The 21,741-nt window shown below is 53.6% G+C and carries 29 protein-coding genes; 26 read left to right on the top strand and 3 right to left on the bottom strand.

The window, feature by feature from the left end; genetic code table 11:
- Positions 1 to 20 precede the first annotated feature (20 nt).
- The gene (gene rpoC, locus EYC82_RS09060) at positions 21 to 4,238 is read left to right on the top strand and encodes a DNA-directed RNA polymerase subunit beta' (protein WP_279249214.1); all 4,218 of its coding nucleotides are present in this window, start codon (positions 21 to 23) and stop codon (positions 4,236 to 4,238) included.
- A gap of 308 nt (positions 4,239 to 4,546) precedes the next feature.
- Here rpoC and fusA (EYC82_RS09055) read toward each other — a convergent pair whose 3' ends face one another.
- Positions 4,547 to 6,631 carry an elongation factor G gene (fusA, locus tag EYC82_RS09055; RefSeq protein ID WP_279249213.1) on the bottom strand — a complete coding sequence of 695 codons (2,085 nt, stop codon included), beginning with the start codon at positions 6,629 to 6,631 and terminating at the stop codon, positions 4,547 to 4,549.
- A 298-nt stretch (positions 6,632 to 6,929) separates the two neighbouring features.
- Here fusA (EYC82_RS09055) and rpsL point away from each other — a divergent pair, with 298 nt between their 5' ends.
- From rpsL to tuf, 4 genes are all read left to right on the top strand, one after another.
- On the top strand, positions 6,930 to 7,301 hold the full coding sequence (gene rpsL, locus EYC82_RS09050; protein ID WP_279249212.1) for a 30S ribosomal protein S12: 372 nt from the start codon (positions 6,930 to 6,932) through the stop codon (positions 7,299 to 7,301).
- A gap of 109 nt (positions 7,302 to 7,410) precedes the next feature.
- On the top strand, positions 7,411 to 7,881 hold the full coding sequence (gene rpsG / locus EYC82_RS09045; protein ID WP_279249211.1) for a 30S ribosomal protein S7: 471 nt from the start codon (positions 7,411 to 7,413) through the stop codon (positions 7,879 to 7,881).
- 33 nt (positions 7,882 to 7,914) lie between these two features.
- A complete protein-coding gene (gene fusA / locus EYC82_RS09040; protein WP_279249210.1) occupies positions 7,915 to 10,020 on the top strand; it encodes an elongation factor G in 2,106 nt (701 codons plus the stop codon).
- A 98-nt stretch (positions 10,021 to 10,118) separates the two neighbouring features.
- Positions 10,119 to 11,342 carry an elongation factor Tu gene (gene tuf / locus EYC82_RS09035; protein ID WP_279249209.1) on the top strand — a complete coding sequence of 408 codons (1,224 nt, stop codon included), beginning with the start codon at positions 10,119 to 10,121 and terminating at the stop codon, positions 11,340 to 11,342.
- Between the two features lie 198 nt (positions 11,343 to 11,540).
- Here tuf and EYC82_RS09030 read toward each other — a convergent pair whose 3' ends face one another.
- Together EYC82_RS09030 and EYC82_RS09025 are read right to left on the bottom strand one after the other, a co-directional pair.
- Positions 11,541 to 11,936 carry a TM2 domain-containing protein gene (locus tag EYC82_RS09030; protein WP_279250675.1) on the bottom strand — a complete coding sequence of 132 codons (396 nt, stop codon included), beginning with the start codon at positions 11,934 to 11,936 and terminating at the stop codon, positions 11,541 to 11,543.
- Positions 11,937 to 12,063: 127 nt separating this feature from the next.
- Complete coding sequence (locus tag EYC82_RS09025) at positions 12,064 to 12,312, bottom strand: hypothetical protein (RefSeq protein WP_279249208.1); 249 nt, start codon at positions 12,310 to 12,312, stop codon at positions 12,064 to 12,066.
- 153 nt (positions 12,313 to 12,465) lie between these two features.
- Between EYC82_RS09025 and rpsJ the strand changes: the two genes are divergently transcribed.
- From rpsJ to rplO, 21 genes are all read left to right on the top strand, one after another.
- The gene (gene rpsJ, locus EYC82_RS09020; RefSeq protein WP_279249207.1) at positions 12,466 to 12,777 is read left to right on the top strand and encodes a 30S ribosomal protein S10; all 312 of its coding nucleotides are present in this window, start codon (positions 12,466 to 12,468) and stop codon (positions 12,775 to 12,777) included.
- A 137-nt stretch (positions 12,778 to 12,914) separates the two neighbouring features.
- The gene (gene rplC, locus EYC82_RS09015) at positions 12,915 to 13,550 is read left to right on the top strand and encodes a 50S ribosomal protein L3 (RefSeq protein WP_279249206.1); all 636 of its coding nucleotides are present in this window, start codon (positions 12,915 to 12,917) and stop codon (positions 13,548 to 13,550) included.
- 18 nt (positions 13,551 to 13,568) lie between these two features.
- Positions 13,569 to 14,186, top strand: coding sequence for a 50S ribosomal protein L4 (rplD, locus tag EYC82_RS09010; protein WP_279249205.1), 618 nt, complete (start codon positions 13,569 to 13,571; stop codon positions 14,184 to 14,186).
- The gene (gene rplW, locus EYC82_RS09005; RefSeq protein WP_279249204.1) at positions 14,183 to 14,479 is read left to right on the top strand and encodes a 50S ribosomal protein L23; all 297 of its coding nucleotides are present in this window, start codon (positions 14,183 to 14,185) and stop codon (positions 14,477 to 14,479) included. The genes rplD and rplW overlap by 4 nt, the downstream gene beginning before the upstream one ends.
- A gap of 14 nt (positions 14,480 to 14,493) precedes the next feature.
- The gene (rplB, locus tag EYC82_RS09000) at positions 14,494 to 15,321 is read left to right on the top strand and encodes a 50S ribosomal protein L2 (protein WP_279249203.1); all 828 of its coding nucleotides are present in this window, start codon (positions 14,494 to 14,496) and stop codon (positions 15,319 to 15,321) included.
- Between the two features lie 28 nt (positions 15,322 to 15,349).
- Entirely contained in the window at positions 15,350 to 15,625 is a 276-nt protein-coding gene (gene rpsS / locus EYC82_RS08995) for a 30S ribosomal protein S19 (protein WP_279249202.1), read from the top strand.
- Positions 15,626 to 15,652: 27 nt separating this feature from the next.
- Positions 15,653 to 15,997 (top strand): 50S ribosomal protein L22, encoded by a 345-nt coding sequence (gene rplV, locus EYC82_RS08990; RefSeq protein ID WP_279249201.1) that lies wholly within the window; start codon positions 15,653 to 15,655, stop codon positions 15,995 to 15,997.
- An 11-nt stretch (positions 15,998 to 16,008) separates the two neighbouring features.
- Entirely contained in the window at positions 16,009 to 16,680 is a 672-nt protein-coding gene (gene rpsC, locus EYC82_RS08985; RefSeq protein ID WP_279249200.1) for a 30S ribosomal protein S3, read from the top strand.
- A gap of 11 nt (positions 16,681 to 16,691) precedes the next feature.
- Complete coding sequence (gene rplP / locus EYC82_RS08980; RefSeq protein ID WP_279249199.1) at positions 16,692 to 17,105, top strand: 50S ribosomal protein L16; 414 nt, start codon at positions 16,692 to 16,694, stop codon at positions 17,103 to 17,105.
- Complete coding sequence (rpmC, locus tag EYC82_RS08975) at positions 17,105 to 17,296, top strand: 50S ribosomal protein L29 (protein WP_279249198.1); 192 nt, start codon at positions 17,105 to 17,107, stop codon at positions 17,294 to 17,296. The genes rplP and rpmC overlap by 1 nt, the downstream gene beginning before the upstream one ends.
- A 2-nt stretch (positions 17,297 to 17,298) precedes the next feature.
- Complete coding sequence (rpsQ, locus tag EYC82_RS08970) at positions 17,299 to 17,565, top strand: 30S ribosomal protein S17 (RefSeq protein WP_279249197.1); 267 nt, start codon at positions 17,299 to 17,301, stop codon at positions 17,563 to 17,565.
- Positions 17,566 to 17,618: 53 nt separating this feature from the next.
- The gene (rplN, locus tag EYC82_RS08965; protein ID WP_279249196.1) at positions 17,619 to 17,987 is read left to right on the top strand and encodes a 50S ribosomal protein L14; all 369 of its coding nucleotides are present in this window, start codon (positions 17,619 to 17,621) and stop codon (positions 17,985 to 17,987) included.
- A gap of 26 nt (positions 17,988 to 18,013) precedes the next feature.
- Positions 18,014 to 18,328 carry a 50S ribosomal protein L24 gene (gene rplX / locus EYC82_RS08960; protein WP_279249195.1) on the top strand — a complete coding sequence of 105 codons (315 nt, stop codon included), beginning with the start codon at positions 18,014 to 18,016 and terminating at the stop codon, positions 18,326 to 18,328.
- Positions 18,329 to 18,363: 35 nt separating this feature from the next.
- On the top strand, positions 18,364 to 18,903 hold the full coding sequence (rplE, locus tag EYC82_RS08955; RefSeq protein WP_279249194.1) for a 50S ribosomal protein L5: 540 nt from the start codon (positions 18,364 to 18,366) through the stop codon (positions 18,901 to 18,903).
- A 12-nt stretch (positions 18,904 to 18,915) separates the two neighbouring features.
- On the top strand, positions 18,916 to 19,221 hold the full coding sequence (gene rpsN, locus EYC82_RS08950) for a 30S ribosomal protein S14 (RefSeq protein WP_279249193.1): 306 nt from the start codon (positions 18,916 to 18,918) through the stop codon (positions 19,219 to 19,221).
- 32 nt (positions 19,222 to 19,253) lie between these two features.
- On the top strand, positions 19,254 to 19,649 hold the full coding sequence (gene rpsH / locus EYC82_RS08945) for a 30S ribosomal protein S8 (protein WP_279249192.1): 396 nt from the start codon (positions 19,254 to 19,256) through the stop codon (positions 19,647 to 19,649).
- A gap of 29 nt (positions 19,650 to 19,678) precedes the next feature.
- The gene (gene rplF, locus EYC82_RS08940; protein WP_279249191.1) at positions 19,679 to 20,206 is read left to right on the top strand and encodes a 50S ribosomal protein L6; all 528 of its coding nucleotides are present in this window, start codon (positions 19,679 to 19,681) and stop codon (positions 20,204 to 20,206) included.
- Between the two features lie 9 nt (positions 20,207 to 20,215).
- Complete coding sequence (gene rplR, locus EYC82_RS08935; RefSeq protein ID WP_279249190.1) at positions 20,216 to 20,566, top strand: 50S ribosomal protein L18; 351 nt, start codon at positions 20,216 to 20,218, stop codon at positions 20,564 to 20,566.
- Between the two features lie 9 nt (positions 20,567 to 20,575).
- On the top strand, positions 20,576 to 21,088 hold the full coding sequence (rpsE, locus tag EYC82_RS08930) for a 30S ribosomal protein S5 (RefSeq protein ID WP_279249189.1): 513 nt from the start codon (positions 20,576 to 20,578) through the stop codon (positions 21,086 to 21,088).
- A gap of 18 nt (positions 21,089 to 21,106) precedes the next feature.
- Positions 21,107 to 21,286, top strand: coding sequence for a 50S ribosomal protein L30 (gene rpmD, locus EYC82_RS08925; protein ID WP_279249188.1), 180 nt, complete (start codon positions 21,107 to 21,109; stop codon positions 21,284 to 21,286).
- A 14-nt stretch (positions 21,287 to 21,300) separates the two neighbouring features.
- A complete protein-coding gene (gene rplO, locus EYC82_RS08920) occupies positions 21,301 to 21,735 on the top strand; it encodes a 50S ribosomal protein L15 (RefSeq protein ID WP_279250674.1) in 435 nt (144 codons plus the stop codon).
- Positions 21,736 to 21,741: the final 6 nt, after the last annotated feature.

Raw genomic sequence — 21,741 nt, 5'->3', positions numbered from 1 at the left:
AACCTCGTGGAGGGTACGCCTTGAAAGACTTACTTAATCTGTTGAAGTCCCAGGGACAAAATGATGAATTCGATTCAATCCGGATTGGTCTGGCATCGCCGGAATTGATTCGCTCTTGGTCGTTTGGTGAAGTAAAGAAGCCGGAGACGATTAACTATCGCACGTTCAAGCCAGAGCGTGATGGTTTGTTTTGCGCCAAGATTTTTGGCCCGGTAAAAGACTATGAATGTCTGTGCGGTAAGTACAAGCGCCTCAAGCATCGCGGTGTTATATGCGAAAAATGTGGCGTGGAAGTTGCACTGGCTAAAGTGCGTCGTGAACGTATGGGGCATATCGAACTGGCGAGCCCCGTCGCGCACATCTGGTTCCTGAAGTCACTGCCCTCTCGCATTGGTTTATTGCTGGATATGAACCTGCGAGATATTGAGCGTGTGCTGTACTTCGAATCCTATGTGATAACTGATCCAGGGATGACGACTCTGGAGCAGGGTCAGCTGTTGACTGACGAACAGTATTACGAAGCGATGGAAGAGTTCGGCGATGAGTTTTCCGCCAAGATGGGCGCCGAGGCGATTCAGGACCTCATGATGCAGCTGGAACTTAGTGACGAAATAAGCAGTCTTCGTGAAGAGATACCGGAAACGAACTCCGAGACAAAGATCAAGAAGCTGTCTAAGCGTCTTAAGTTGATGGAAGCCTTCGCCGGCTCTGGCAATAAGCCCGAGTGGATGGTTCTGAATGTTCTGCCAGTACTTCCGCCGGACCTGCGGCCGCTGGTGCCGCTGGACGGCGGTCGATTCGCAACATCGGACCTCAATGACCTCTATCGTCGTGTGATCAACCGCAACAATCGTCTTAAGCGGCTACTCGACCTCAATGCGCCGGACATTATCGTGCGCAATGAAAAGCGGATGTTGCAGGAATCTGTAGACGCGCTTTTGGACAATGGTCGTCGCGGTCGCGCGATCACCGGCTCAAACAAGCGTCCACTTAAGTCTCTGGCCGACATGATCAAGGGCAAGCAGGGACGTTTCCGTCAGAACTTGCTTGGTAAGCGCGTAGACTACTCCGGCCGTTCAGTCATCGTGGTGGGTCCCACCCTGAGATTGCACCAGTGTGGTTTGCCCAAGAAGATGGCGCTGGAGCTGTTTAAGCCCTTCATCTTTGGAAAACTCGAGGCACGTGGTCTGGCGACTACTATCAAGGCCGCCAAGAAGATGGTCGAGCGCGAGCCGCCCGAAGTTTGGGATATCCTGGCGGAAGTAATTCGAGAGCACCCCGTTCTCCTGAACCGAGCCCCGACCCTGCACCGTTTGGGTATTCAGGCTTTTGAGCCAGTGCTTATTGAAGGTAAGGCGATCCAATTGCACCCTCTGGTTTGTGCTGCCTACAATGCCGATTTTGACGGCGACCAGATGGCTGTGCATGTACCCTTGACTATCGAGGCGCAACTGGAAGCTCGCGCTTTGATGATGTCTACCAACAACATTCTCTCTCCTGCCAGTGGTGAGCCAATCATCGTGCCCTCTCAGGACGTGGTATTAGGCCTCTACTACATGACCCGTGAGCGCGTAAACGCCAAGGGTGAGGGCATGGTCTTTGCCAATGTGTCGGAGGTTCATCGCGCCTATGTCAGCGGGCATGTGCACCTACAGGCACGCGTGAAAGTACGGATTGAAGAAGTCGAGAAAACGGATGAGGGAGAAACTTTAGAACGCACCTTCATTGGCGATACTACCGTTGGCCGAGCCTTGCTTTGGGAAATCGTACCCAAGGGAATCGCCTTCGATATGGTAAACCGGAGCATGGCCAAGAAGTCCATCTCACGTATCATCAACCAGTGCTATCGTATGGTAGGCCTCAAAGCTACTGTCATCTTCGCAGATAAGCTGATGTATACCGGTTACGAGTACTCCACTCGCTCAGGCGCCTCTATTGGTGTGAATGATTTTGTCATTCCGGAGGAAAAGGTAGAACTGATCGATCACGCCGAGAACGAAGTAAAAGAGATCGAAAATCAGTACGCTGCGGGCCTCGTAACCCAGGGCGAGAAGTACAACAAGGTGATCGATATCTGGTCGCGGGCCAACGATCTCGTATCTAAATCTATGATGGAAGGCCTGTCTACCGAAAAAGTGGTCAACCGGGATGGCAAGGAAGAGCAGCAGGAATCATTCAATGCTGTTTACGTCTACGCCGACTCCGGTGCACGGGGTTCTCCTGCCCAGATTCGCCAGTTGGCGGGTATGCGTGGCTTGATGGCAAAGCCGGACGGCTCCATCATTGAGACGCCGATTACTGCTAACTTCCGTGAGGGATTGAACGTACTGCAGTACTTTATCTCTACTCACGGAGCTCGTAAGGGTCTGGCTGATACAGCGTTGAAAACAGCGAACTCTGGTTATTTGACGCGACGCCTGGTTGATGTTGCTCAGGATCTGGTGGTCACCGAGGTCGACTGTGGCACGGACAGAGGATTGTTGATGACGCCAGTTATCGATGGCGGAGACATCATCGAGTCTTTGGGTGACAGGGTGTTGGGTCGTATTGTGGGGCGAGATGTTATTCGCCCGGGTACAGACGACGAAATTGCTATCACCGCGGGCACAATGCTGGACGAATTGTGGATTAAGCGCCTTGAAGAAATGGGTATTGACGAGGTCGAGGTTCGTTCCCCCATCACCTGTGAAACTCGCCATGGTATTTGTAGCACCTGCTACGGTCGTGACCTGGCGCGTGGTCACCAGATCAATATGGGTGAGGCTGTCGGTGTTGTTGCGGCACAGTCCATCGGCGAACCCGGCACACAGCTAACCATGCGGACCTTCCACATTGGTGGTGCGGCATCCAGGGCGACTGCTCAGGACAATATTGAGATTATGAATGACGGTACGGTTCGTCTGCACAACCTGAAAACAGTTGACCGCGCCGATGGCGATCTGGTGGCTGTTAGCCGCTCTGGTGAGTTATCTATTCTTGATGTACGTGGTCGCGAGCGTGAGCGCTACAAGCTGCCCTATGGCGCGATCCTGAAAGTAAAGGACAATCAGAAAGTGACCAAGGGTTCAGTGGTTGCTAACTGGGATCCTCATACTCACCCAATCATCACCGAGGTGGCTGGTACGGCCAAGTTCAGTGGTATGGAAGAGGGCATCACCATCAAGCGGCAGACGGATGACCTGACGGGTCTCACCAGTACGTCTGTGATCGATGCAGCTGAACGCCCTGCTGCGGGCAAGGACCTACGCCCCGCCATCAGCTTGGTGGATGGCAAAGGTAAGGAGTTATGCCTGGCGAACACCAACGTGCCCGCGCACTACTTCCTGCCTGCCGATTCACAGGTGAGCTTGAATGACGGTGCCAAAATCAATGCCGGTGACATTATTGCGCGGATTCCGCAGGAAGGTTCCAAGACCCGTGATATCACAGGTGGTCTGCCGCGGGTTGCTGACCTTTTCGAGGCTCGAAAGCCGAAGGAGCCCGCAATTCTGGCAGAGATATCGGGCACGGTTAGCTTCGGTAAGGAGACCAAGGGCAAGCGTCGTCTGGTCATTACGCCTGTCGACGGCAAACCGCTGCCAGACGGCTCTGATCACTACGAGGCACTGATTCCCAAGTGGCGACAGATGTCGGTGTTTGAGGGCGAGAACGTGGAGAAGGGTGAAGTCGTATCGGAAGGCGCACCCAGCCCCCACGATATTCTGCGCCTGAAAGGAGTGGAGGAGCTTGCCAAGTATATCGTTAATGAAATCCAGGAGGTTTACCGTCTGCAGGGCGTGAAAATCAACGATAAGCACATTGAGGTGATTGTTCGCCAAATGTTGCGCAAGGTTGTTATCACCTCATCGGGCGATTCTACCTTGATAAAGGGTGAGCAAGTGGAGTACACGACCTTGCTGGAAGAGAACGAGCGTCTGCTGGCAGAAAATCTTGTTCCGGCTGCCGGCGATCGAGAGTTGCTGGGCATTACAAAGGCTTCACTCGCAACGGAGAGCTTCATTTCTGCTGCGTCGTTCCAGGAAACCACCCGGGTGCTTACCGAGGCGGCGGTCACAGGCAAGCGAGATTACTTGCGCGGCCTGAAGGAAAACGTTGTCGTCGGACGTCTCATCCCGGCAGGTACCGGTCTGGCTTATCACGCGGAGCGCAAGCGCAACCGCGATGCCAAAAACGAAGTGACGGTATCGGCACAGGAGATCGAAGCGGCACTTACAGAGGCGCTGATGGCGGACGATTAATCTGCAGGACGTTCCTGAACATAAAGGCGGTGACAGTGGTCACCGCCTTTTTTTTATTTGGGATTTATAGTCAGAGATTTTTCACTGGTTTCCAATGTGACGTGCTTGAGCGAGCCCCGGGCGTTTCGTCGGTCGCGCGATTGTTCGTTGGTAATTTGGCTAGCACCTGGAAGTCGCGATAGTCTTTGAGCAGGAGGAGTTGTTTTGTTGACCACACCAATGCGCCAACCGACTACATTAGGTATCGGTCGATAAGCGAGGCAAAAAAAAGCCGGCTGAAGTGCCGGCTTTTTTGCACAAGGTTTAGTTTATCCCGCCTTCTTGCGTTCCTCGACTTCGGCGACGACATCATCTGCAACCTGTTGCGGGCAAGGCAGATAGTGCGAAAACTCCATAGAGAACTGGCCGCGGCCAGATGTCATGGTACGCAGGTGGCCTATATAGCCGAACATCTCTGACAGAGGCACGTCGGCCTTGATGCGTACGCCGGTCGCGCCTGCATCCTGATCCTTAATCATGCCGCGGCGGCGGTTCAGGTCACCGATGACGTCACCCACGTGATCGTCCGGAGTGAACACGTCTACCTTCATTATGGGTTCGATCAGCTGGGGCCCCGCCTTGCTCATAGACTGACGGTAGGCTCCCCTGGCGGCGAGTTCGAAGGCTACTGCTGAGGAGTCGACCGCGTGGAAGGCGCCGTCGTACAGCTCGATTTCGACGTCCAGTACGGGGAAGCCGGCGACAGGCCCTTCTTGCATCATGGAGCCAAAGCCCTTCTCGATTGCCGGGAAGAATTCCTTGGGTACGTTCCCGCCGACCACTGATGATGCAAATACATAGCCGGAGCCGGATTCACCGGGCTTGATGCGATAGTCGATCTTGCCGAATTGACCAGAACCACCCGTTTGCTTCTTATGGGTATAGCTGTCCTCGATCGCCTCGGTGATAGTCTCGCGATAAGCCACCTGTGGCTTACCGACATCGAGTTCTACGCCGTAGGTACGCTTGAGAATATCCACTTTCACGTCGAGGTGGAGCTCACCCATGCCCTTCAGAATAGTCTCACCGGAGTCTTCGTCAGTCTCAACCCGGAACGAGGGGTCTTCTGCGACCATCTTGCCTATCGCGATGCCCATCTTCTCTGCGCCGGCCTTATCCTTTGGCGCTACGGCGATTGAGATTACCGGCTCAGGGAATACCATGGCTTCCAGTGTGCAGGGGTGCTTGGGGTCGCAGAGAGTATGACCGGTCTGGACGTTTTTCATGCCCACGATAGCAATAATGTCACCCGCCTGCGCGCTGTCCAGTTCATTGCGATCATTGGCATGCATTTCTACCATGCGGCCGATACGCTCAGTTTTCCCGGTAAAGGAGTTAAGAATTGTATCTCCCTTTTTCAGTAGTCCGGAGTATACGCGCACGAAGGTCAGCGCTCCGAATCGGTCATCCATGATCTTGAATGCGAGCATACGCAGTGGTTCGTCGGGCGAAACGGTAGCCACCTCACCAGTGGGCTCGCCGGCTTCGTCGGTCAAGGGCTGGGGATCTACCTCGGTGGGGTCGGGCAGGTAGTCCACTACCGCGTCCAGAACGACTTGTACGCCCTTGTCCTTGAATGCAGAGCCGCAGTAGGTAGGGAAAAAGTCCAGCTTTCGGGTGCCTTCCCGGACGCAGCGCTTGATATCCTCGATGCTGGGTTCATTGCCGTCCAGATACTGCTCCATGAGATCGTCGTCCTGCTCAACGGCAGTTTCGATAAGCTTTTCACGCCACTCTTCAACGGCCTCGAGCATGTCCTCAGGAGGATCGATGATATCGAATTTTTCTGGATTGCCGGGATCCGGCCAGACGTGGGCCTTTCGGGTTAACAGGTCTACGACTCCAATGAAGTCATCTTCACGCCCAATGGGGAGTACCATAACCAATGGATTAGCAGCGAGAACGTCCTTGACCTGTTCTACGACGCGATAGAAATCTGCGCCGACCCGATCCAGTTTGTTAACGAAAATAATGCGGGCTACTTCTGATTCATTGGCATATCGCCAGTTGGTCTCTGACTGGGGCTCGACGCCGCCAGAGCCACAGAACACGCCTACGCCGCCATCAAGGACTTTGAGGGAGCGGTACACTTCGACCGTGAAGTCAACGTGCCCGGGTGTGTCGATAATGTTCAGGCGGTGATCTTTCCAGAAGCAAGTGGTTGCGGCAGACTGAATGGTGATTCCTCGCTCCTGTTCCTGTTCCATAAAGTCAGTGGTGGCCTGCCCGTCATGTACCTCACCTGTTTTGTGGATTTTGCCGGTGAGCTTCAGGATACGTTCGGTAGTAGTGGTTTTGCCCGCATCCACGTGGGCAAAAATGCCTATATTTCGGTACAGATTTAAGTCAGACATGGGAAATCTCTATCATTCGGGTTTCAGGGGAGAAATTTTGGGCGCAAGAGTACAGCAAAGTGAGGTATTTAGGGAGCCTAAATTACGTATTTCCTGTACTAAAAGTTGGCAATTAATCGACGGGGACGCCCTGAGCGGAGCGAATTTCCTGGTTGACTCCCATTTCGAGCGTCTATAGAATGCCGCCTCTTCATTTTCTGGAGGCCGCTCGGCGTGGAAACGTGCGCCAAGCGTGGTTCTGGTGGCATGGGCACTCTTGAGTGGCCACGATAAATCATTTATTTGGAGTTTTTGTTAGATGGCAACGATCAATCAATTGGTCCGTAAGCCCAGGAAACGGAAGGTAGAGAAAAGTGGTGTGCCTGCTCTTCAGAGCTGTCCGCAGCGACGTGGCGTGTGCACCCGTGTCTACACGACGACACCCAAGAAGCCGAACTCTGCGCTGCGAAAAGTCTGCCGTGTTCGACTGACCAATGGTTACGAGGTTTCCTCGTACATCGGTGGTGAGGGGCACAACCTGCAGGAGCACAGTGTGGTTTTGATCCGAGGTGGTCGTGTGAAGGATCTGCCTGGTGTGCGTTATCATACCGTTCGGGGCAGTCTGGACACCTCCGGTGTTTCTGACCGTCGCAACGGACGTTCCAAGTATGGAGCTAAACGACCCAAGTAAGCCGCTTCACCGCGCTTACATTAAACAGTGAGTAAGGCTGAACCCCTGCTTCCCCCGCCTTTGTGGCAGGTCGGTGTTCGGATAACCTGAAGAGAGAAGGAACAATACTATGCCTCGAAGACGAGTAGTCGCCAAGAGAGAAGTCCTGCCGGATCCCAAGTATGGCAATGTCACACTGGCAAAGTTCATGAACCACGTCATGGTCAGTGGCAAGAAGTCGGTAGCAGAGACCATTGTTTACGGTGCTCTCGATATTGTTCACGATAAGCTGAACAAAGACCCGCTGGAAGCCTTTGATGAAGCCCTGGAAAATATCGCCCCGATGGTCGAGGTGAAGGCCCGCCGCGTCGGTGGAGCTACATATCAGGTGCCCGTTGAAGTACGCCCCGCCCGTCGGATAGCACTGTCTATGCGTTGGTTAGTGGAGTACGCACGCAACCGCGGTGAAAAATCGATGCGTCAGCGCCTCGCCGGCGAAATTATCGATGCGTCTCAGGGCAAGGGTAATGCGGTTAAGAAGCGCGAAGACGTTCACCGTATGGCGGAAGCGAATAAGGCGTTCTCTCACTACCGCTTCTAATTGTCGCCCTATAACCTTAGTGGGGATTAGAACGTGGCGCGTAAAACACCCATCAGTCGGTATCGCAATATTGGTATCTGTGCCCACGTTGATGCGGGCAAAACTACCACGACTGAACGCGTGCTCTTCTATACGGGTTTGTCCCACAAGATAGGTGAAGTGCATGATGGCGCTGCCACTATGGACTGGATGGAACAGGAGCAGGAGCGCGGGATAACCATTACCTCGGCCGCTACAACCTGTTTCTGGAAGGGTATGAATGCCCAGTTTGAAGATCACCGCATTAATATTATCGATACGCCAGGCCATGTGGACTTCACTATTGAAGTAGAGCGCTCCCTGCGGGTGCTCGATGGGGCAGTAGTCGTTCTTTGCGGCTCCTCCGGCGTCCAGCCCCAGACCGAAACGGTATGGCGGCAGGCTAATAAATACGAAGTTCCTCGCATGGTTTTCGTCAACAAGATGGATAGAGCGGGCGCTGACTTTCATATGGTCGTAGATCAATTGAAGGAGCGTCTTGGTGCCAATGCCGTACCTTTGCAAATGGCCATTGGCGCGGAAGAAGACTTCAAGGGTGTGGTCGACCTGATCAAGAACAAAGCTATTATCTGGGATGAAGACGATCAGGGCATGTCTTTTGAGTACCGGGATGTGCCCGCAGAGATGGCTGCCCAGGTTGAGGAGATGCGCGAATTCATGGTGGAGGCGGCGGCCGAGGGCTCCGATGAACTCATGGAGAAGTATCTTGATGACGGTGAGCTGAGCGAAGACGAGATCAAGCAAGGTATTCGTGCCCGCACTCTGGCTAATGAGATTATTCCGGTATTGGGTGGAAGCGCCTTTAAGAACAAGGGCGTACAGGCCATGCTGGATGCTGTTATAGAGTATATGCCGTCCCCTACCGAGGTTAAGGCCATTGAGGGTACGCTGCTCGACAAGGATGAGACTGCAGACACGCGTGAGGCGGATGACGAGGCTCCTTTTGCTGCCCTCGCATTTAAAATTGCTACTGATCCCTTCGTAGGCACCCTGACGTTCTTCCGTGTGTATTCGGGCAAACTGACGAGCGGCACTGGGATTTTCAACTCGGTAACAGAGAAAAAAGAACGCGTGGGACGTATGGTGCAGATGCACTCCAATAGCCGCGAAGAAATCAAGGAAGTACTGGCAGGTGATATCGCCGCAGCGGTTGGTTTGAAAGATGTTACGACCGGCGATACCCTTTGCGATTCTGACAGGCCCATTGTTCTAGAGCGTATGGAGTTCCCCGAGCCCGTGATTTCTGTGGCGGTGGAGCCCAGGTCCAAGGCGGATCAAGAAAAAATGGGCGTTGCGCTTGGAAAACTGGCGCAGGAAGACCCCTCCTTTCGGGTCAAGACCGATGAGGAAACGGGACAGACAATCATTTCCGGTATGGGCGAATTGCACCTGGATATCATTGTCGATCGAATGAAACGAGAATTTAGCGTCGAAGCCAATATCGGCAAGCCGCAGGTGGCTTACAGGGAAGCAATCCGCAACACCGCAGAGATTGAAGGAAAGTTCGTGCGTCAATCGGGTGGTCGCGGACAGTATGGTCACGTCTGGGTGCGTTTTGAGCCAGCAGACGATGAAACTGCCGAGGGCCTTGAGTTCGTCAACGAAATTGTTGGCGGTTCAGTGCCCAAGGAGTATATTCCCGCTGTCCAGAAGGGTATCGAGGAGCAGATGAAGAACGGCGTTGTCGCCGGCTACCCGCTGCTTGGCTTGAAAGCGACTCTCTATGACGGCTCATTTCACGATGTTGACTCTAATGAAATGGCTTTCAAGGTGGCTGGTAGCCTGGCGACCAGGCGGCTTTCGGAAGAAGGCGGCGCGGTGTTGCTTGAGCCGGTCATGGCGGTTGAAGTGGTCACGCCTGAAGTGAATATGGGTGATGTGGTTGGGGATCTGAACCGTCGTCGTGGCTTGATTGGTGGTATGGATGAAAACCCTTCAGGCAAGGTGGTAACAGCCGAGGTTCCTTTGGGCGAGATGTTTGGCTACGCAACAGATCTGCGCAGCGCGACACAGGGGCGTGCGACTTACACCATGGAATTTTCCAAGTACGCAGAGGCGCCGGCTAACGTCGCTGAAGAAATTATTTCAAAAAACCGGTAACACAGGCGGGACCAGGTGCCTTTTTTTAGAGGGGTCGTGTTCTCGATGACATCAAGCGAAAAAGGGCTCTGATCCCTGACTGAAAAGAGGAAACCAACGTGTCCAAGGAAACATTTGAACGTACAAAACCCCACGTTAACGTAGGTACGATTGGCCACGTTGACCACGGTAAAACGACGCTGACGGCGGCGCTGACGCGCGTATGCTCTGAGGTATGGGGAGGAGAAGCGGTCGAGTTTGACGGTATCGACAACGCCCCGGAAGAGAAAGAGCGTGGCATTACGATTGCGACGTCACACGTAGAATATGAGTCGCCTGGACGTCACTACGCACACGTAGACTGCCCGGGACACGCCGACTATGTGAAGAACATGATCACCGGTGCTGCACAGATGGACGGTGCTATTTTGGTGTGTGGCGCGACGGACGGTCCTATGCCGCAGACACGCGAGCACATTCTGCTGTCACGCCAGGTAGGCGTGCCCTACATTGTTGTGTTTATGAACAAGGCGGACCTGCTGGCGGAAGACTGCGGCGGTGCAGACTCTGACGAGTACGCTGAGATGAAAGAGCTGGTTGAAATGGAGCTGCGTGAGCTGCTGGACCAGTATGAGTTTCCTGGAGACGACACGCCGATCATCTGTGGTTCTGCCCTGATGGCGCTGGAAGGCAAGGACGATAATGGTTTGGGTACTTCCGCGGTGAAGGAACTGGTTGAGACGCTGGATTCCTACATTCCTGAGCCGGAGCGCGCGATAGACCAGCCGTTCCTGATGCCGGTTGAAGATGTGTTCTCTATCTCTGGTCGCGGTACGGTTGTCACCGGTCGTGTAGAGCGTGGAGTGATCAAGGTAGGCGAAGAGATCGAGATTGTCGGTATCAAAGAGACCCAGACGACGACGTGTACGGGTGTCGAGATGTTCCGCAAGCTGTTGGACGAGGGTCGTGCCGGTGAGAACGTGGGCGTACTGCTGCGTGGTACCAAGCGCGAAGAAGTAGAGCGTGGCCAGGTACTTGCGGTTCCGGGCAGTGTTAACCCTCATACCAAGTTTGAGGCAGAGGTTTACATTTTGTCGAAGGACGAGGGTGGTCGTCACACGCCGTTTTTCAAGGGTTACCGTCCACAGTTTTACTTCCGTACGACAGATGTTACCGGTGCGGTTGAGTTGCCGGAGGGTGTTGAGATGGTAATGCCTGGTGACAACGTGCAGATGGAAGCGACGCTGATAGCACCGATTGCAATGGAAGAGGGCCTGCGTTTCGCGATTCGCGAGGGTGGCCGCACTGTTGGTGCTGGCGTGGTAGCCAAGATCATCGAGTAAGCAATTGCCGGGCGTTTGAGGCAGCGGGATAGTCAGTAACTATGCCACCGTGAATCAATCGTCTTGCTCGAGAGCATAGCCCGGCTAATGAGCTGGGCTTTTTTTTGGGTGGCAATTGGGTAGTCATTAGGTGGTGATTGGGTGGTGAAAAGGACAGACCCTGCCCCCGGTCGGGGGGCAAGCGCAGCCACCGGCTGTCTACGTGCGGCTGTTTATATCGGACAGTTGCTCGTTGAGGGTAAGAAAGTCATACAACAGCCCGACAACAATGATTGCTGCAGCAAAGGGGATGACAATGAACACGCCGCTGGCCGCCAGATAGAGCAGCCCTGTCCATATTTTACCCATATAGAAACGGTGCAGACCCAGTGGCCCGAGAAAGGTCAGTAATACCCATGCCACACTGTAGTTCACCGTGCCAGGCTCAAAGCGCGTGTCGGCTTGCCGCGCCATGGAGGGTATCAGGAGTAGATCGATGATCCAGCCGATGAAGAACAGTCCGAAGGTCAGGAACCAGATAACGCCTGTGATTTGCTTGCCGAAATAAAAGCGGTGAGCACCGATAAACCCGAAAATCCAAAGGACGTAGCCCATTAACATCGAGTGTGTGGCGTGTTCCTCGCGCATGGTCGTGACCTCTTGTGGTGGTTTCTGTGCGTCTATGGTCAGTGCTTGAGTGCGGTACGTCAAGCCATCGCGATACCTCGCTCTGTCGCGAATATTATGGTGAGTCCGGGTGCTCGACAAGTGCGCTGGCCACATTTAACCCCTCTGATTCGCTGGCACTGCGCTGGGTGGTCGCTGAGGCTATCGCGACCACGTGTTGGGCGTGACAGCGAATCAGGCCGGAGTCGCTGCCCCAGAGTGGGTGCGGTAGGTGCAGGCTGACGCCATCGGGTCCGATAGGCAGCCTTCCGCCCCGGTAGGAGAGGCAGGCCAAACAGGCGTTCAGTAAGCCGGTAGCACTCAAAAGACAACCCCTGATTATCTGCAGCGCAATTCCCCAACATTTAATGCATGTTCAGCCTTGACAGTGCAGGGGGTCATCATTAGACTTCGCGTTCCTTTTTCGGGGGACTCCCTAGCGGGTCTCTGGTTTTTTTATCGTTTGGAGTTTAGTCAGGTGCAGAATCAACGTATTCGTATACGCCTCAAGGCTTTTGACCATCGCCTCATCGATTCCTCCACACAGGAGATCGTCGAAACAGCGCGCCGCACAGGGGCACTGGTGAAAGGGCCGATTCCTCTTCCTACACGGAAGGAAAAGTTTACCGTGTTGGTTTCGCCTCACGTGAACAAGGATGCCCGTGATCAGTACGAAATTCGTACACACAAGCGTCTTTTAGACATTGTGGAGCCCACGGAAAAGACGGTAGATGCGCTGATGAAACTCGACCTGGCAGCAGGCGTAGAAGTACAGATCAGTCTTGGTTAACTGCGATATGTAGTTTGACCTGTCCCCACCGCAGAGCGGGCCCGACCCAAATCGGCAGTGGGGGTGTAACGTCCGGCAAATGTAAGTAGCAGGACGGCCATAGAGGGTTAAGCCCCGTACACTGAGAGGTTAGAAAAATGAGCATTGGATTAGTCGGACGAAAGTCCGGCATGACGCGCGTTTTTACAGAAGACGGCGCTTCCATACCAGTAACCGTAGTGGAGGTCACTCCAAACCGCGTTACTCAGATCAAAGAAGTTGATAGCGATGGCTATCGCGCAGTTCAGGTGACGGCGGGAAGCCGTAAAGCCTCTAAGGTAAGCAAGTCAGAAGCAGGCCAGTTTGCAAAAGCGGGCGTTGAAGCCGGTTCAGGTCTGTGGGAATTCCGCTTGGCGGATTCCGAGGATGCGCCTGAAGTGGGTGCTGAACTGACAGTCGAGCGATTTGAAGCGGGTCAGAAAGTCGATGTAGCCGGCAAGTCCAAGGGTAAGGGCTTTCAGGGAGTTATCAAGCGTTGGAATTTCTCCATGCAGGATGCCACCCACGGTAACTCGTTGTCGCACCGCGCGCCCGGATCCATTGGCCAATGCCAGACGCCGGGTCGCGTCTGGAAGGGCAAGAAAATGTCCGGCCACATGGGGGCGGAAAATGTAACCACCCAGGGACTCGAAGTGGTCCGGGTAGATACTGATCGCAATTTGTTACTCATCAAGGGCGCAGTGCCTGGCGCTCCCGGTGGCGACGTTATCGTTCGTCCCGCGGTTAAAGCTTAAGGTTAGGGGGTCTCTAACGTGGAATTAAGTGTAATAAAGCCGGGCAACAGCGAAGCGGGCAAAGTGTCTGTTTCGGATGATGCTTTTGCTCGGGAGTACAACGAGGACCTGGTTCACCAGGTCGTAACGGCTCACCTTGCCGGAGCCAGGCAGGGAACACGCGCACAGAAAAATCGTGCCGATGTCAGGGGCGGGGGCAAAAAGCCCTGGCGCCAAAAAGGGACTGGGCGGGCCCGGGCTGGAACATCCAGCTCCCCGATCTGGCGCTCTGGTGGTGTAACGTTTGCGGCCAGGCCGCAGGATCACTCCAAGAAAGTGAACCGTAAAATGTACCGCGCTGCAATGCAGACCATTATGTCCGAGCTCGCGCGTCAGGATCGACTGATGGTAGTAGAGAGTCTGGACTTGGAAGAACCAAAGACCAAGTTGTTGGCCAAGCAGCTCGAAGAATTTGGGCTGGACAATGTATTGATCGTTTCAGCGGAAGTCGGCAAGAACCTGTATCTGGCGTCACGCAACCTACACAAAGTGAACGTACTCGACGTCGAGGGTATGGATCCTGTGAGCTTGATTGGGCATGAGAAGGTATTGGTCACTGTCGATGCAGTGAAAAAGATTGAGGAGATGCTGGCATGAACCAGGAGCGCGTATTTCAGGTGCTGGTGGGGCCGCATACCTCTGAGAAGGCAGCTATTGCCGCGGATACCAGCAATCAGTATGTATTCAAGGTTGCTGTGGATGCGACCAAGGCAGAGGTCAGGAAGGCGGTTGAGCAGCTGTTTAAAGTCGACGTGGTGGATGTCAATACCCTTCGTGTAAAGGGTAAATCCAAGCGCACTCGTTATGGCATGAGCATTCGACCGACCTGGAAGAAGGCTTACGTGAAATTGGCGCAGGGTCAAGATATTGACTTTGCCGTGGCGGATTAAGGAGTAGGAGCGAAATGGCAGTTTTAAAGAGTAAGCCCACTTCTCCGGGTCGTCGCCACGTTGTTCGGATCGTCAATGACGAGCTGCACAAGGGAGCGCCGTACGCGCCTCTGCTGGAAAAGCAGAATAAGACAGGCGGCCGCAACAATAATGGACGTATTACCACCCGCCACAAAGGCGGTGGTCACAAGCATCATTACCGTATAGTAGATTTCAAGCGCATCAAGGATGGTATTCCAGCCACGGTTGAGCGTTTGGAGTACGACCCCAATCGCACCGCACACATTGCGTTACTTTTGTTTGCTGATGGTGAGCGACGTTATATCGTTGCTCCCAAGGGTGTTTCAGCTGGGGAGGTCCTGCAATCCGGTCCGTCCGCCCCTATCAAGGCGGGTAACTGCCTGCCTTTGCGCAACATCCCCGTGGGTTCTGTTGTTCATTGTATTGAACTGAAACCGGGCAAGGGTGCGCAGTTGGCGCGTTCTGCGGGTGCTTCGGTGCAGCTGGTGGCTCGAGAAGGCCAATACGCGACACTGCGATTGCGTTCTGGCGAGATGAGAAAGGTATTGGCCGATTGCCGAGCAACCCTGGGAGAGGTATCAAACTCCGAGCACAACCTGCGTAAATTGGGTAAAGCCGGTGCTTCTCGTTGGCGTGGTATTCGGCCTACCGTTCGCGGTGTTGCCATGAACCCGGTAGACCATCCACATGGTGGTGGTGAAGGCCGTACTTCTGGTGGTCGTCACCCCGTCAGCCCTTGGGGAACACCTGCCAAGGGTTACAAGACACGTAAGAACAAGCGCACGGATAATCTGATCCTGCGTCGCCGTGGTAAGAAATAGATTCGGATACTGACTCGAGGAAAATATTGTGCCGCGTTCACTAAAAAAAGGTCCGTTTATCGATCTTCACCTGATGAAAAAGGTCGAGGCCGCTGTTGAGAGTAACGATCGCCGTCCGATCAAGACCTGGTCGCGCAGATCCATGGTGTCACCTGACATGGTTGGCCTGACGATCGCTGTACACAACGGCCGTCAACATGTGCCTGTCTTGATTAACGAGGACATGGTGGGTCATAAGCTGGGCGAATTTGCGTCGACCCGGACGTTCCGCGGACACATCGCGGACAGGTCAGCCAAGCGTTAAGCGCTTATCTGCATTGAGGGATATGAGATGGAAGTAGCAGCAACGTTGAAAGGTGCGCAAATATCGCCACAGAAAGTTCGCTTGGTGGCGGACCAGATTCGCGGTAAAGACGTCGAGGAAGCGCTTGGATTGCTGGAGTTCAGCACAAAAAAAGCGGCTCATATCGTTAAGAAAGTGCTGGATTCTGCAATCGCTAATGCAGAAAACAACGAAGGTGCAGACGTGGATGAGCTGAAAGTGTCCACCGTATTTGTTGATGCGGGCAGAACCATGAAGCGGTTGAGCCCGAGAGCGAAAGGCCGTGCAGACCGCATTTTGAAGCGTAGCTGTCATATCACGATAAAAGTTTCAGACGGCGACAGCCAGGTTTAGGAGAAGACTAAATGGGTCAGAAAGTACATCCCACGGGCATCCGCCTCGGCATCGTCAAAGATCACACTTCGATCTGGTACGCCGATAGCAAGAACTACGCCCAGCAACTGATTAGCGATTTGCAGGCGCGTGAATATATTGAGAAGGCACTGGATCACGCATCGGTCAGCCGAGTCGTCATCGAGCGTCCCGCGCAAACAGCGCGTATTACCATTCACACCGCTCGTCCGGGTATTGTGATTGGTAAAAAAGGCGAAGATGTAGATAAGCTTCGGAAAGACCTCTCTCAGAAAATGGGAGTGCCTGTACATATTAATATTGAAGAGATTCGTAAACCGGATCTGGATGCGCGCCTCGTGGCGCAAAACGTTGCCCAGCAGCTGGAGCGGCGCGTCATGTTTCGTCGCGCCATGAAACGCGTTGTGCAAAACGCCATGCGTCAGGGCGCAGAGGGTATCAAGGTGCAAATTGGTGGGCGCCTTGGCGGCGCAGAAATTGCTCGCACTGAGTGGTATCGAGAGGGCAGGGTGCCGTTGCATACATTACGCGCTGACATCGATTATGCGACTTACGAAGCCGAGACGACCTATGGAATTCTGGGCGTCAAGGTATGGATATTCAAAGGTGAAGTCATCGGCAGTGAAGCCTCGGCCGAGACGACCAAGAAGACAGCAACTAGTTAAGGGTTACGCAGATGCTTCAACCAAAGCGTACAAAGTTCCGAAAGACGCACAAGGGCCGCAACCGGGGCCTTGCCCATCGCGGTAGCAAGGTTAGCTTCGGCGAATACGGGCTGAAGTCTGTGGGCCGCGGCCGAATTACCGCTCGTCAGATAGAGGCGGCTCGACGTGCGATGACGCGCCATATTAAGCGTGGCGGAAAAATTTGGATTCGTGTGTTCCCGGATAAGCCTATTACGGGTAAGCCGCTAGAGGTTCGTCAGGGTAAAGGTAAGGGTAACGTTGAATATTGGGTTGCCCAGGTTCAGCCTGGAAAAATTCTTTATGAAGTTCAGGGTGTTTCTGAGGAGCTGGCCCGGGAAGCATTTGAGCTTGCAGCGGCCAAGATTCCGGTAGCCACGAAATTTGTTAAACGGACGGTGATGTAATGAAAGCAAGCGAATTGCGCGAAAAGTCCGCAGAAGAGTTGAACAGCGAGTTGTTGTCGCTGCGCGAGGAGCAGTTCAGGCTCCGCATGCAGGTGTCTACTGGTCAGCTGGGGCAGACACATCTTCTAAAAAATAGTCAGAAAGATGTTGCTCGAATTAAGACTGTGCTCACTGAAAAGGCGGGTGAATAACGATGGCCGTAGCAGAGAATCGCACCAGAGTGGTAACCGGGAAGGTTGTTAGCAATAAGATGGACAAGACCGTCACCGTGATGGTTGAGCGTCGTGAGAAGCATCCTGTGTATGGGAAGTACCTGACTCGCTCTTCAAAAATTCATGCGCACGATGAGAGTAACCAGTGCAATGTCGGCGACACTATTACTGTTGCGGAATCGCGTCCTATTTCCAAGTCCAAGACATGGCGCTTGCTGGAAATCATCGAGAGTGCGGCTCAGGTATAGATTCGTTATTCGGGTCCTGGGGTAAGCGGCGGTGCCGCAAGTGGGAGTAGAACATGATTCAAACACAGTCATATTTGGAAGTTGCAGATAACAGTGGCGCGCGCCGCGTTATGTGTATCAAGGTATTGGGCGGCTCTAAGCGTCGCTATGCCCGTGTTGGTGACCTGATTAAGGTTACTGTGAAGGAAGCTATTCCCAGGGGTAAGGTGAAAAAAGGTCAGGTGATGACTGCAGTCGTTGTGCGTACGAAAAAGGGTGTGCGTCGTTCAGACGGGTCACTCATCAAGTTCGATGACAATGCGGCAGTCTTGCTCAATGCACAGGACGCGCCAATCGGGACACGTATTTTTGGGCCCGTGACCAGAGAGCTGCGTGGTGAGAAGTTCATGAAGATTATCTCGCTGGCTCCGGAAGTCATCTAGTCAACCGGATAGGAATGGGTAGAACAATGTTGAAAATCAAAAGAGATGACGAGGTGATCGTCTTGGCCGGTAAGGACAAGGGGAAGCGTGGGACCGTGAGAACCGTGCTCCCCAACAGCAAGCTCATTGTGTCCGGTATCAATATGATCAAGAAGCATACAAAGCCGAATCCGCAGGCCGGCATTGCTGGCGGTATCGTAGAGAAAGAGAGCGCGATACAGGGTTCAAACGTGGCGATTTTCAATTCCGCTACCAATAAAGCTGATCGTGTCGGTTTCAAGTTTGTCGGAGATCGAAAGGTTCGTGTTTTCAAGTCCAGCGGCGAGGAGATTGACTCCTAGGCTTCCGCTAGCTGAATGGTCAACAGGTAATAAACATGGCGACGTTGAAAGAAAGATATCAGACCGAGATTGTTTCTCAATTGCAGGAAGAGCTCGGGCTCAAAAATGTGATGGAGACCCCTCGCGTTACTAAAATCACCCTCAATATGGGTGTTGGTGAAGCGCTGGGCGATAAAAAAGTTCTTGAGAATGCAGTTGCGGACATGGCGAAGATCTCGGGTCAAAAGCCCGTGGTGACCAAGGCTCGCAAATCGATTGCAGGGTTCAAGGTTCGTGACGGGTGGCCTATTGGTTGTAAGGTAACCCTGCGTTCTGACCGCATGTATGAGTTCCTGGAGCGGCTGATTGCTATTGCGATCCCGCGGGTCAGGGATTTTCGGGGTATTAGCCCGAAGTCATTTGATGGTCGTGGTAATTTCGCAATGGGCGTGTCTGAGCAAATCATTTTTCCTGAAATTGATTACGACAAGGTCGATGCGCTGCGTGGTATGGACATTACGATTACAACCTCCGCTCGTACGGATGATGAAGGTCGCGCACTGCTGCGTGCTTTCAGCTTCCCATTGAAGGATTAAGAGGCTCTATTCATGGCAAAGAAATCAATGATTGCTCGTGAGGCCAAGCGTACCCGGACAGTAGCCAGGTTCGCTGCCAAGCGCGCCGCGATCAAGGCGGTTTTAACGGATGCGAATGCAACCGACGATGAAAAGTGGGATGCGCAGATCAGGCTGCAAAAACTGCCCCGTGATGCCAGCCCCGTTCGTCAGCGTCGCCGCTGTCAGATAACAGGGCGCCCTCACGGTGTTTATCGCAAGTTTGGTCTCTGCCGCAACAAGTTGCGCGAAGCGGCCATGCGTGGTGATGTGCCGGGCCTGGTTAAATCCAGCTGGTAACCGGCGCAATAGTCTACGGAGATGAATCGATTATGAGTATGCAAGATCCGCTATCAGATATGCTCACCCGAGTGCGTAATGCACAAATGGTTGGCAAGACGAATGTAGAAATGCCTGGCTCGAAGCTAAAGTCCGCTGTGGCCAGTGTGTTGAAAGACGAAGGTTACATCAATGGTTTCAGTGCAATTGATGAGGGTGGCAAGCCACGCCTGTCGATTGATCTGAAATATTACGATGGGAAACCGGTAATCGCTGAAATCAGTCGTATTAGCCGCCCCGGGCTGCGTAAGTACAGTGCCAGGGATGAACTTCCCTCTGTTCGCAAGGGGCTTGGAGTGGCGATTATTTCCACTTCCAAAGGTGTCATGACTGACCGGGCCGCGCGGGCAGCCGGCGTTGGTGGTGAAGTGCTTTGCACTGTTTACTAGTAACGTATTTGACTTAAGAGAATTTCGAAATGTCCAGAGTCGCAAAAAATCCGATACCGCTTCCGAAAGGGGTCGATATCAAGCTCGATGGCCGCGATCTTACTGTCAAGGGTGGAATGGGTTCTCTCGGAATAACCCTGACGGAAGGTATTGGTTTCGGTCAGGAAGACGACGTGATCACCCTCAGTTATGAGAAGGACAGTCAGGCTGCTATGGCCGGCACTACCCGAGCCTTGGTAAACAATATGGTTAAGGGCGTGAGCGAAGGGTGGGAAAAGAAGCTGGTGCTTAACGGTGTTGGTTACAGGGCCAAGTCGTCCAAGACCTCGGTAAACCTGACAGTGGGTCTGTCCCATCCGGTAGAGTATAGCCTGCCCGAAGGTGTATCCGCTGAGAGCCCCAGCCCTACCGAAATCGTACTGAAAGGGATAGACAAGCAGGCAGTTGGTCAGGCGGCAGCAGAGATTCGTAGCTACCGCCCGCCGGAGCCCTACAAAGGCAAGGGTATTCGTTACGAGGATGAGTATGTCCGTCGTAAGGAAGCCAAGAAGAAATAGGTAAGCGAAATGAGTGCAAAGAACGATTCAAGGTTACGCCGCGCACGACGTGCTCGCGCCAGAATGCGAGGACTGGGAGTAAACCGTCTGAGTGTGCACCGGACGCCAAGGCATATTTATGCTCAGGTTATTGCTCCTGCAGGCGACAAGGTTCTCGCCAGCGCATCTACCCTCGACTCCGAGTTGCGTAAGGGAGCGACGGGAAACATAACAGCGGCTGCTGAAGTTGGTAAGCTAGTGGCAAAGCGCGCAAAAGAAGCCGGTGTTGAGCAGGTGGCTTTTGACCGCAGCGGTTACAAGTACCACGGGCGCGTCAAGGCTTTGGCCGATGCAGCACGTGAAAGTGGTTTGGAATTCTAGGGTATCGATATGGCTTTTAACGATCAGAAAAGGCAGCAACAGGATGGCGATCTCCAGGAGAAGCTTGTCCAGGTTAATCGCGTCGCTAAAGTGGTTAAGGGTGGTCGTATCTTCAGCTTCACTGCGTTGACTGTGGTGGGTGATGGCAAGGGCAAGGTTGGTTTTGGGCGCGGTAAAGCGCGCGAGGTGCCTGTTGCGATCCAGAAAGCTATGGAAGCAGCCCGCCGCAACATGATAAGTGTCGATCTTGACAATGGCACTTTGCAGTATCCAATCAAGGCGAATCACGGCGCGTCCAAGGTTTATATGCAGCCTGCCTCCGAGGGTACTGGCGTAATTGCTGGTGGCGCTATGCGCGCTGTACTTGAACTTGCCGGTGTACACAATGTTCTGGCGAAGTGTTATGGGTCTACAAATCCGGTCAACGTTGTCAGGGCTACCTTCAAGGGATTACGAGATATGTCATCCCCGGGAGATGTTGCAGCGAAGCGCGGCAAGACTGTCGAAGAAATTTTGAATTAATTATCAGGTTGGCTTGTCATGGCTAAATCAATCAAGGTTACTCAGGTCAAGAGCGTCAATGGACGTCTGAAAAGTCATCAGGCGTGCGTGGCGGGTCTCGGCCTCAGGCGTATAGGCCACACGGTCGAGGTTGAAGATACTCCCTCGGTCAGGGGCATGATCAACAAAGCGATTTATCTGCTAAAGGTCGAGGAGTAGTTATGTCCGATAATATGCGACTGAATACCCTCAGCCCCGCGTTGGGTTCGAGGAAGAACGCCAAGCGTGTTGGGCGTGGAATTGGTAGTGGTGTTGGTAAAACTGCTGGGAGAGGCCATAAAGGCCAGAAATCACGTTCCGGTGGCAAGGTCAGGCCTGGATTCGAGGGTGGTCAGATGCCTTTGCAGAAGCGCCTGCCCAAGTACGGTTTTTCTTCTCGCATGAGTAAGACCTCAGCACAGGTGCGCCTGGGTGAACTGGGTGCGGTCAACGCTGACGTAATTGACCTCGAGGCACTGAAAGCGGCAGACCTGGTTAAGGACGATGCGACTCGTGCGCGTGTATTTCTCTCCGGGGAGCTGGACAAGGCCGTAACCGTAAAGGGTCTGGCTGTGACCAAGGGCGCCCGCGAGGCTATCGAAAGCGCTGGCGGCAAGGTCGAGGAATAACGATTT

The sequence above is a fragment of the Candidatus Marimicrobium litorale genome (assembly GCF_026262645.1).
Classification (GTDB): Bacteria; Pseudomonadota; Gammaproteobacteria; order Pseudomonadales; family Halieaceae; genus Marimicrobium; species Marimicrobium litorale.
Note: the sequence above shows the minus strand (reverse complement) of the source record. Positions and strands in the feature narration are given on the sequence as shown.

Excerpts from the sequence above, each read along its gene's own strand:
- rplC (WP_279249206.1), top strand. The coding sequence starts at position 12,915 with ATGAGCATTGGATTAGTCGGACGAAAGTCCGGCATGACGCGCGTTTTT.
- rpsC (WP_279249200.1), top strand. The coding sequence starts at position 16,009 with ATGGGTCAGAAAGTACATCCCACGGGCATCCGCCTCGGCATCGTCAAA.
- rpmC (WP_279249198.1), top strand. The coding sequence starts at position 17,105 with ATGAAAGCAAGCGAATTGCGCGAAAAGTCCGCAGAAGAGTTGAACAGC.
- rplF (WP_279249191.1), top strand. The coding sequence starts at position 19,679 with ATGTCCAGAGTCGCAAAAAATCCGATACCGCTTCCGAAAGGGGTCGAT.
- EYC82_RS09030 (WP_279250675.1), bottom strand. The coding sequence starts at position 11,936 with ATGGGCTACGTCCTTTGGATTTTCGGGTTTATCGGTGCTCACCGCTTT.
- rpsL (WP_279249212.1), top strand. The coding sequence starts at position 6,930 with ATGGCAACGATCAATCAATTGGTCCGTAAGCCCAGGAAACGGAAGGTA.
- rplP (WP_279249199.1), top strand. The coding sequence starts at position 16,692 with ATGCTTCAACCAAAGCGTACAAAGTTCCGAAAGACGCACAAGGGCCGC.
- rpsH (WP_279249192.1), top strand. The coding sequence starts at position 19,254 with ATGAGTATGCAAGATCCGCTATCAGATATGCTCACCCGAGTGCGTAAT.
- rpsN (WP_279249193.1), top strand. The coding sequence starts at position 18,916 with ATGGCAAAGAAATCAATGATTGCTCGTGAGGCCAAGCGTACCCGGACA.
- fusA (WP_279249213.1), bottom strand. The coding sequence starts at position 6,631 with ATGTCTGACTTAAATCTGTACCGAAATATAGGCATTTTTGCCCACGTG.
- rplE (WP_279249194.1), top strand. The coding sequence starts at position 18,364 with ATGGCGACGTTGAAAGAAAGATATCAGACCGAGATTGTTTCTCAATTG.
- rpmD (WP_279249188.1), top strand. The coding sequence starts at position 21,107 with ATGGCTAAATCAATCAAGGTTACTCAGGTCAAGAGCGTCAATGGACGT.
- rplW (WP_279249204.1), top strand. The coding sequence starts at position 14,183 with ATGAACCAGGAGCGCGTATTTCAGGTGCTGGTGGGGCCGCATACCTCT.
- rpsE (WP_279249189.1), top strand. The coding sequence starts at position 20,576 with ATGGCTTTTAACGATCAGAAAAGGCAGCAACAGGATGGCGATCTCCAG.
- rplV (WP_279249201.1), top strand. The coding sequence starts at position 15,653 with ATGGAAGTAGCAGCAACGTTGAAAGGTGCGCAAATATCGCCACAGAAA.
- rplB (WP_279249203.1), top strand. The coding sequence starts at position 14,494 with ATGGCAGTTTTAAAGAGTAAGCCCACTTCTCCGGGTCGTCGCCACGTT.
- rplN (WP_279249196.1), top strand. The coding sequence starts at position 17,619 with ATGATTCAAACACAGTCATATTTGGAAGTTGCAGATAACAGTGGCGCG.
- rpsG (WP_279249211.1), top strand. The coding sequence starts at position 7,411 with ATGCCTCGAAGACGAGTAGTCGCCAAGAGAGAAGTCCTGCCGGATCCC.
- rplX (WP_279249195.1), top strand. The coding sequence starts at position 18,014 with ATGTTGAAAATCAAAAGAGATGACGAGGTGATCGTCTTGGCCGGTAAG.
- rplR (WP_279249190.1), top strand. The coding sequence starts at position 20,216 with ATGAGTGCAAAGAACGATTCAAGGTTACGCCGCGCACGACGTGCTCGC.
- rpsQ (WP_279249197.1), top strand. The coding sequence starts at position 17,299 with ATGGCCGTAGCAGAGAATCGCACCAGAGTGGTAACCGGGAAGGTTGTT.
- rplO (WP_279250674.1), top strand. The coding sequence starts at position 21,301 with ATGCGACTGAATACCCTCAGCCCCGCGTTGGGTTCGAGGAAGAACGCC.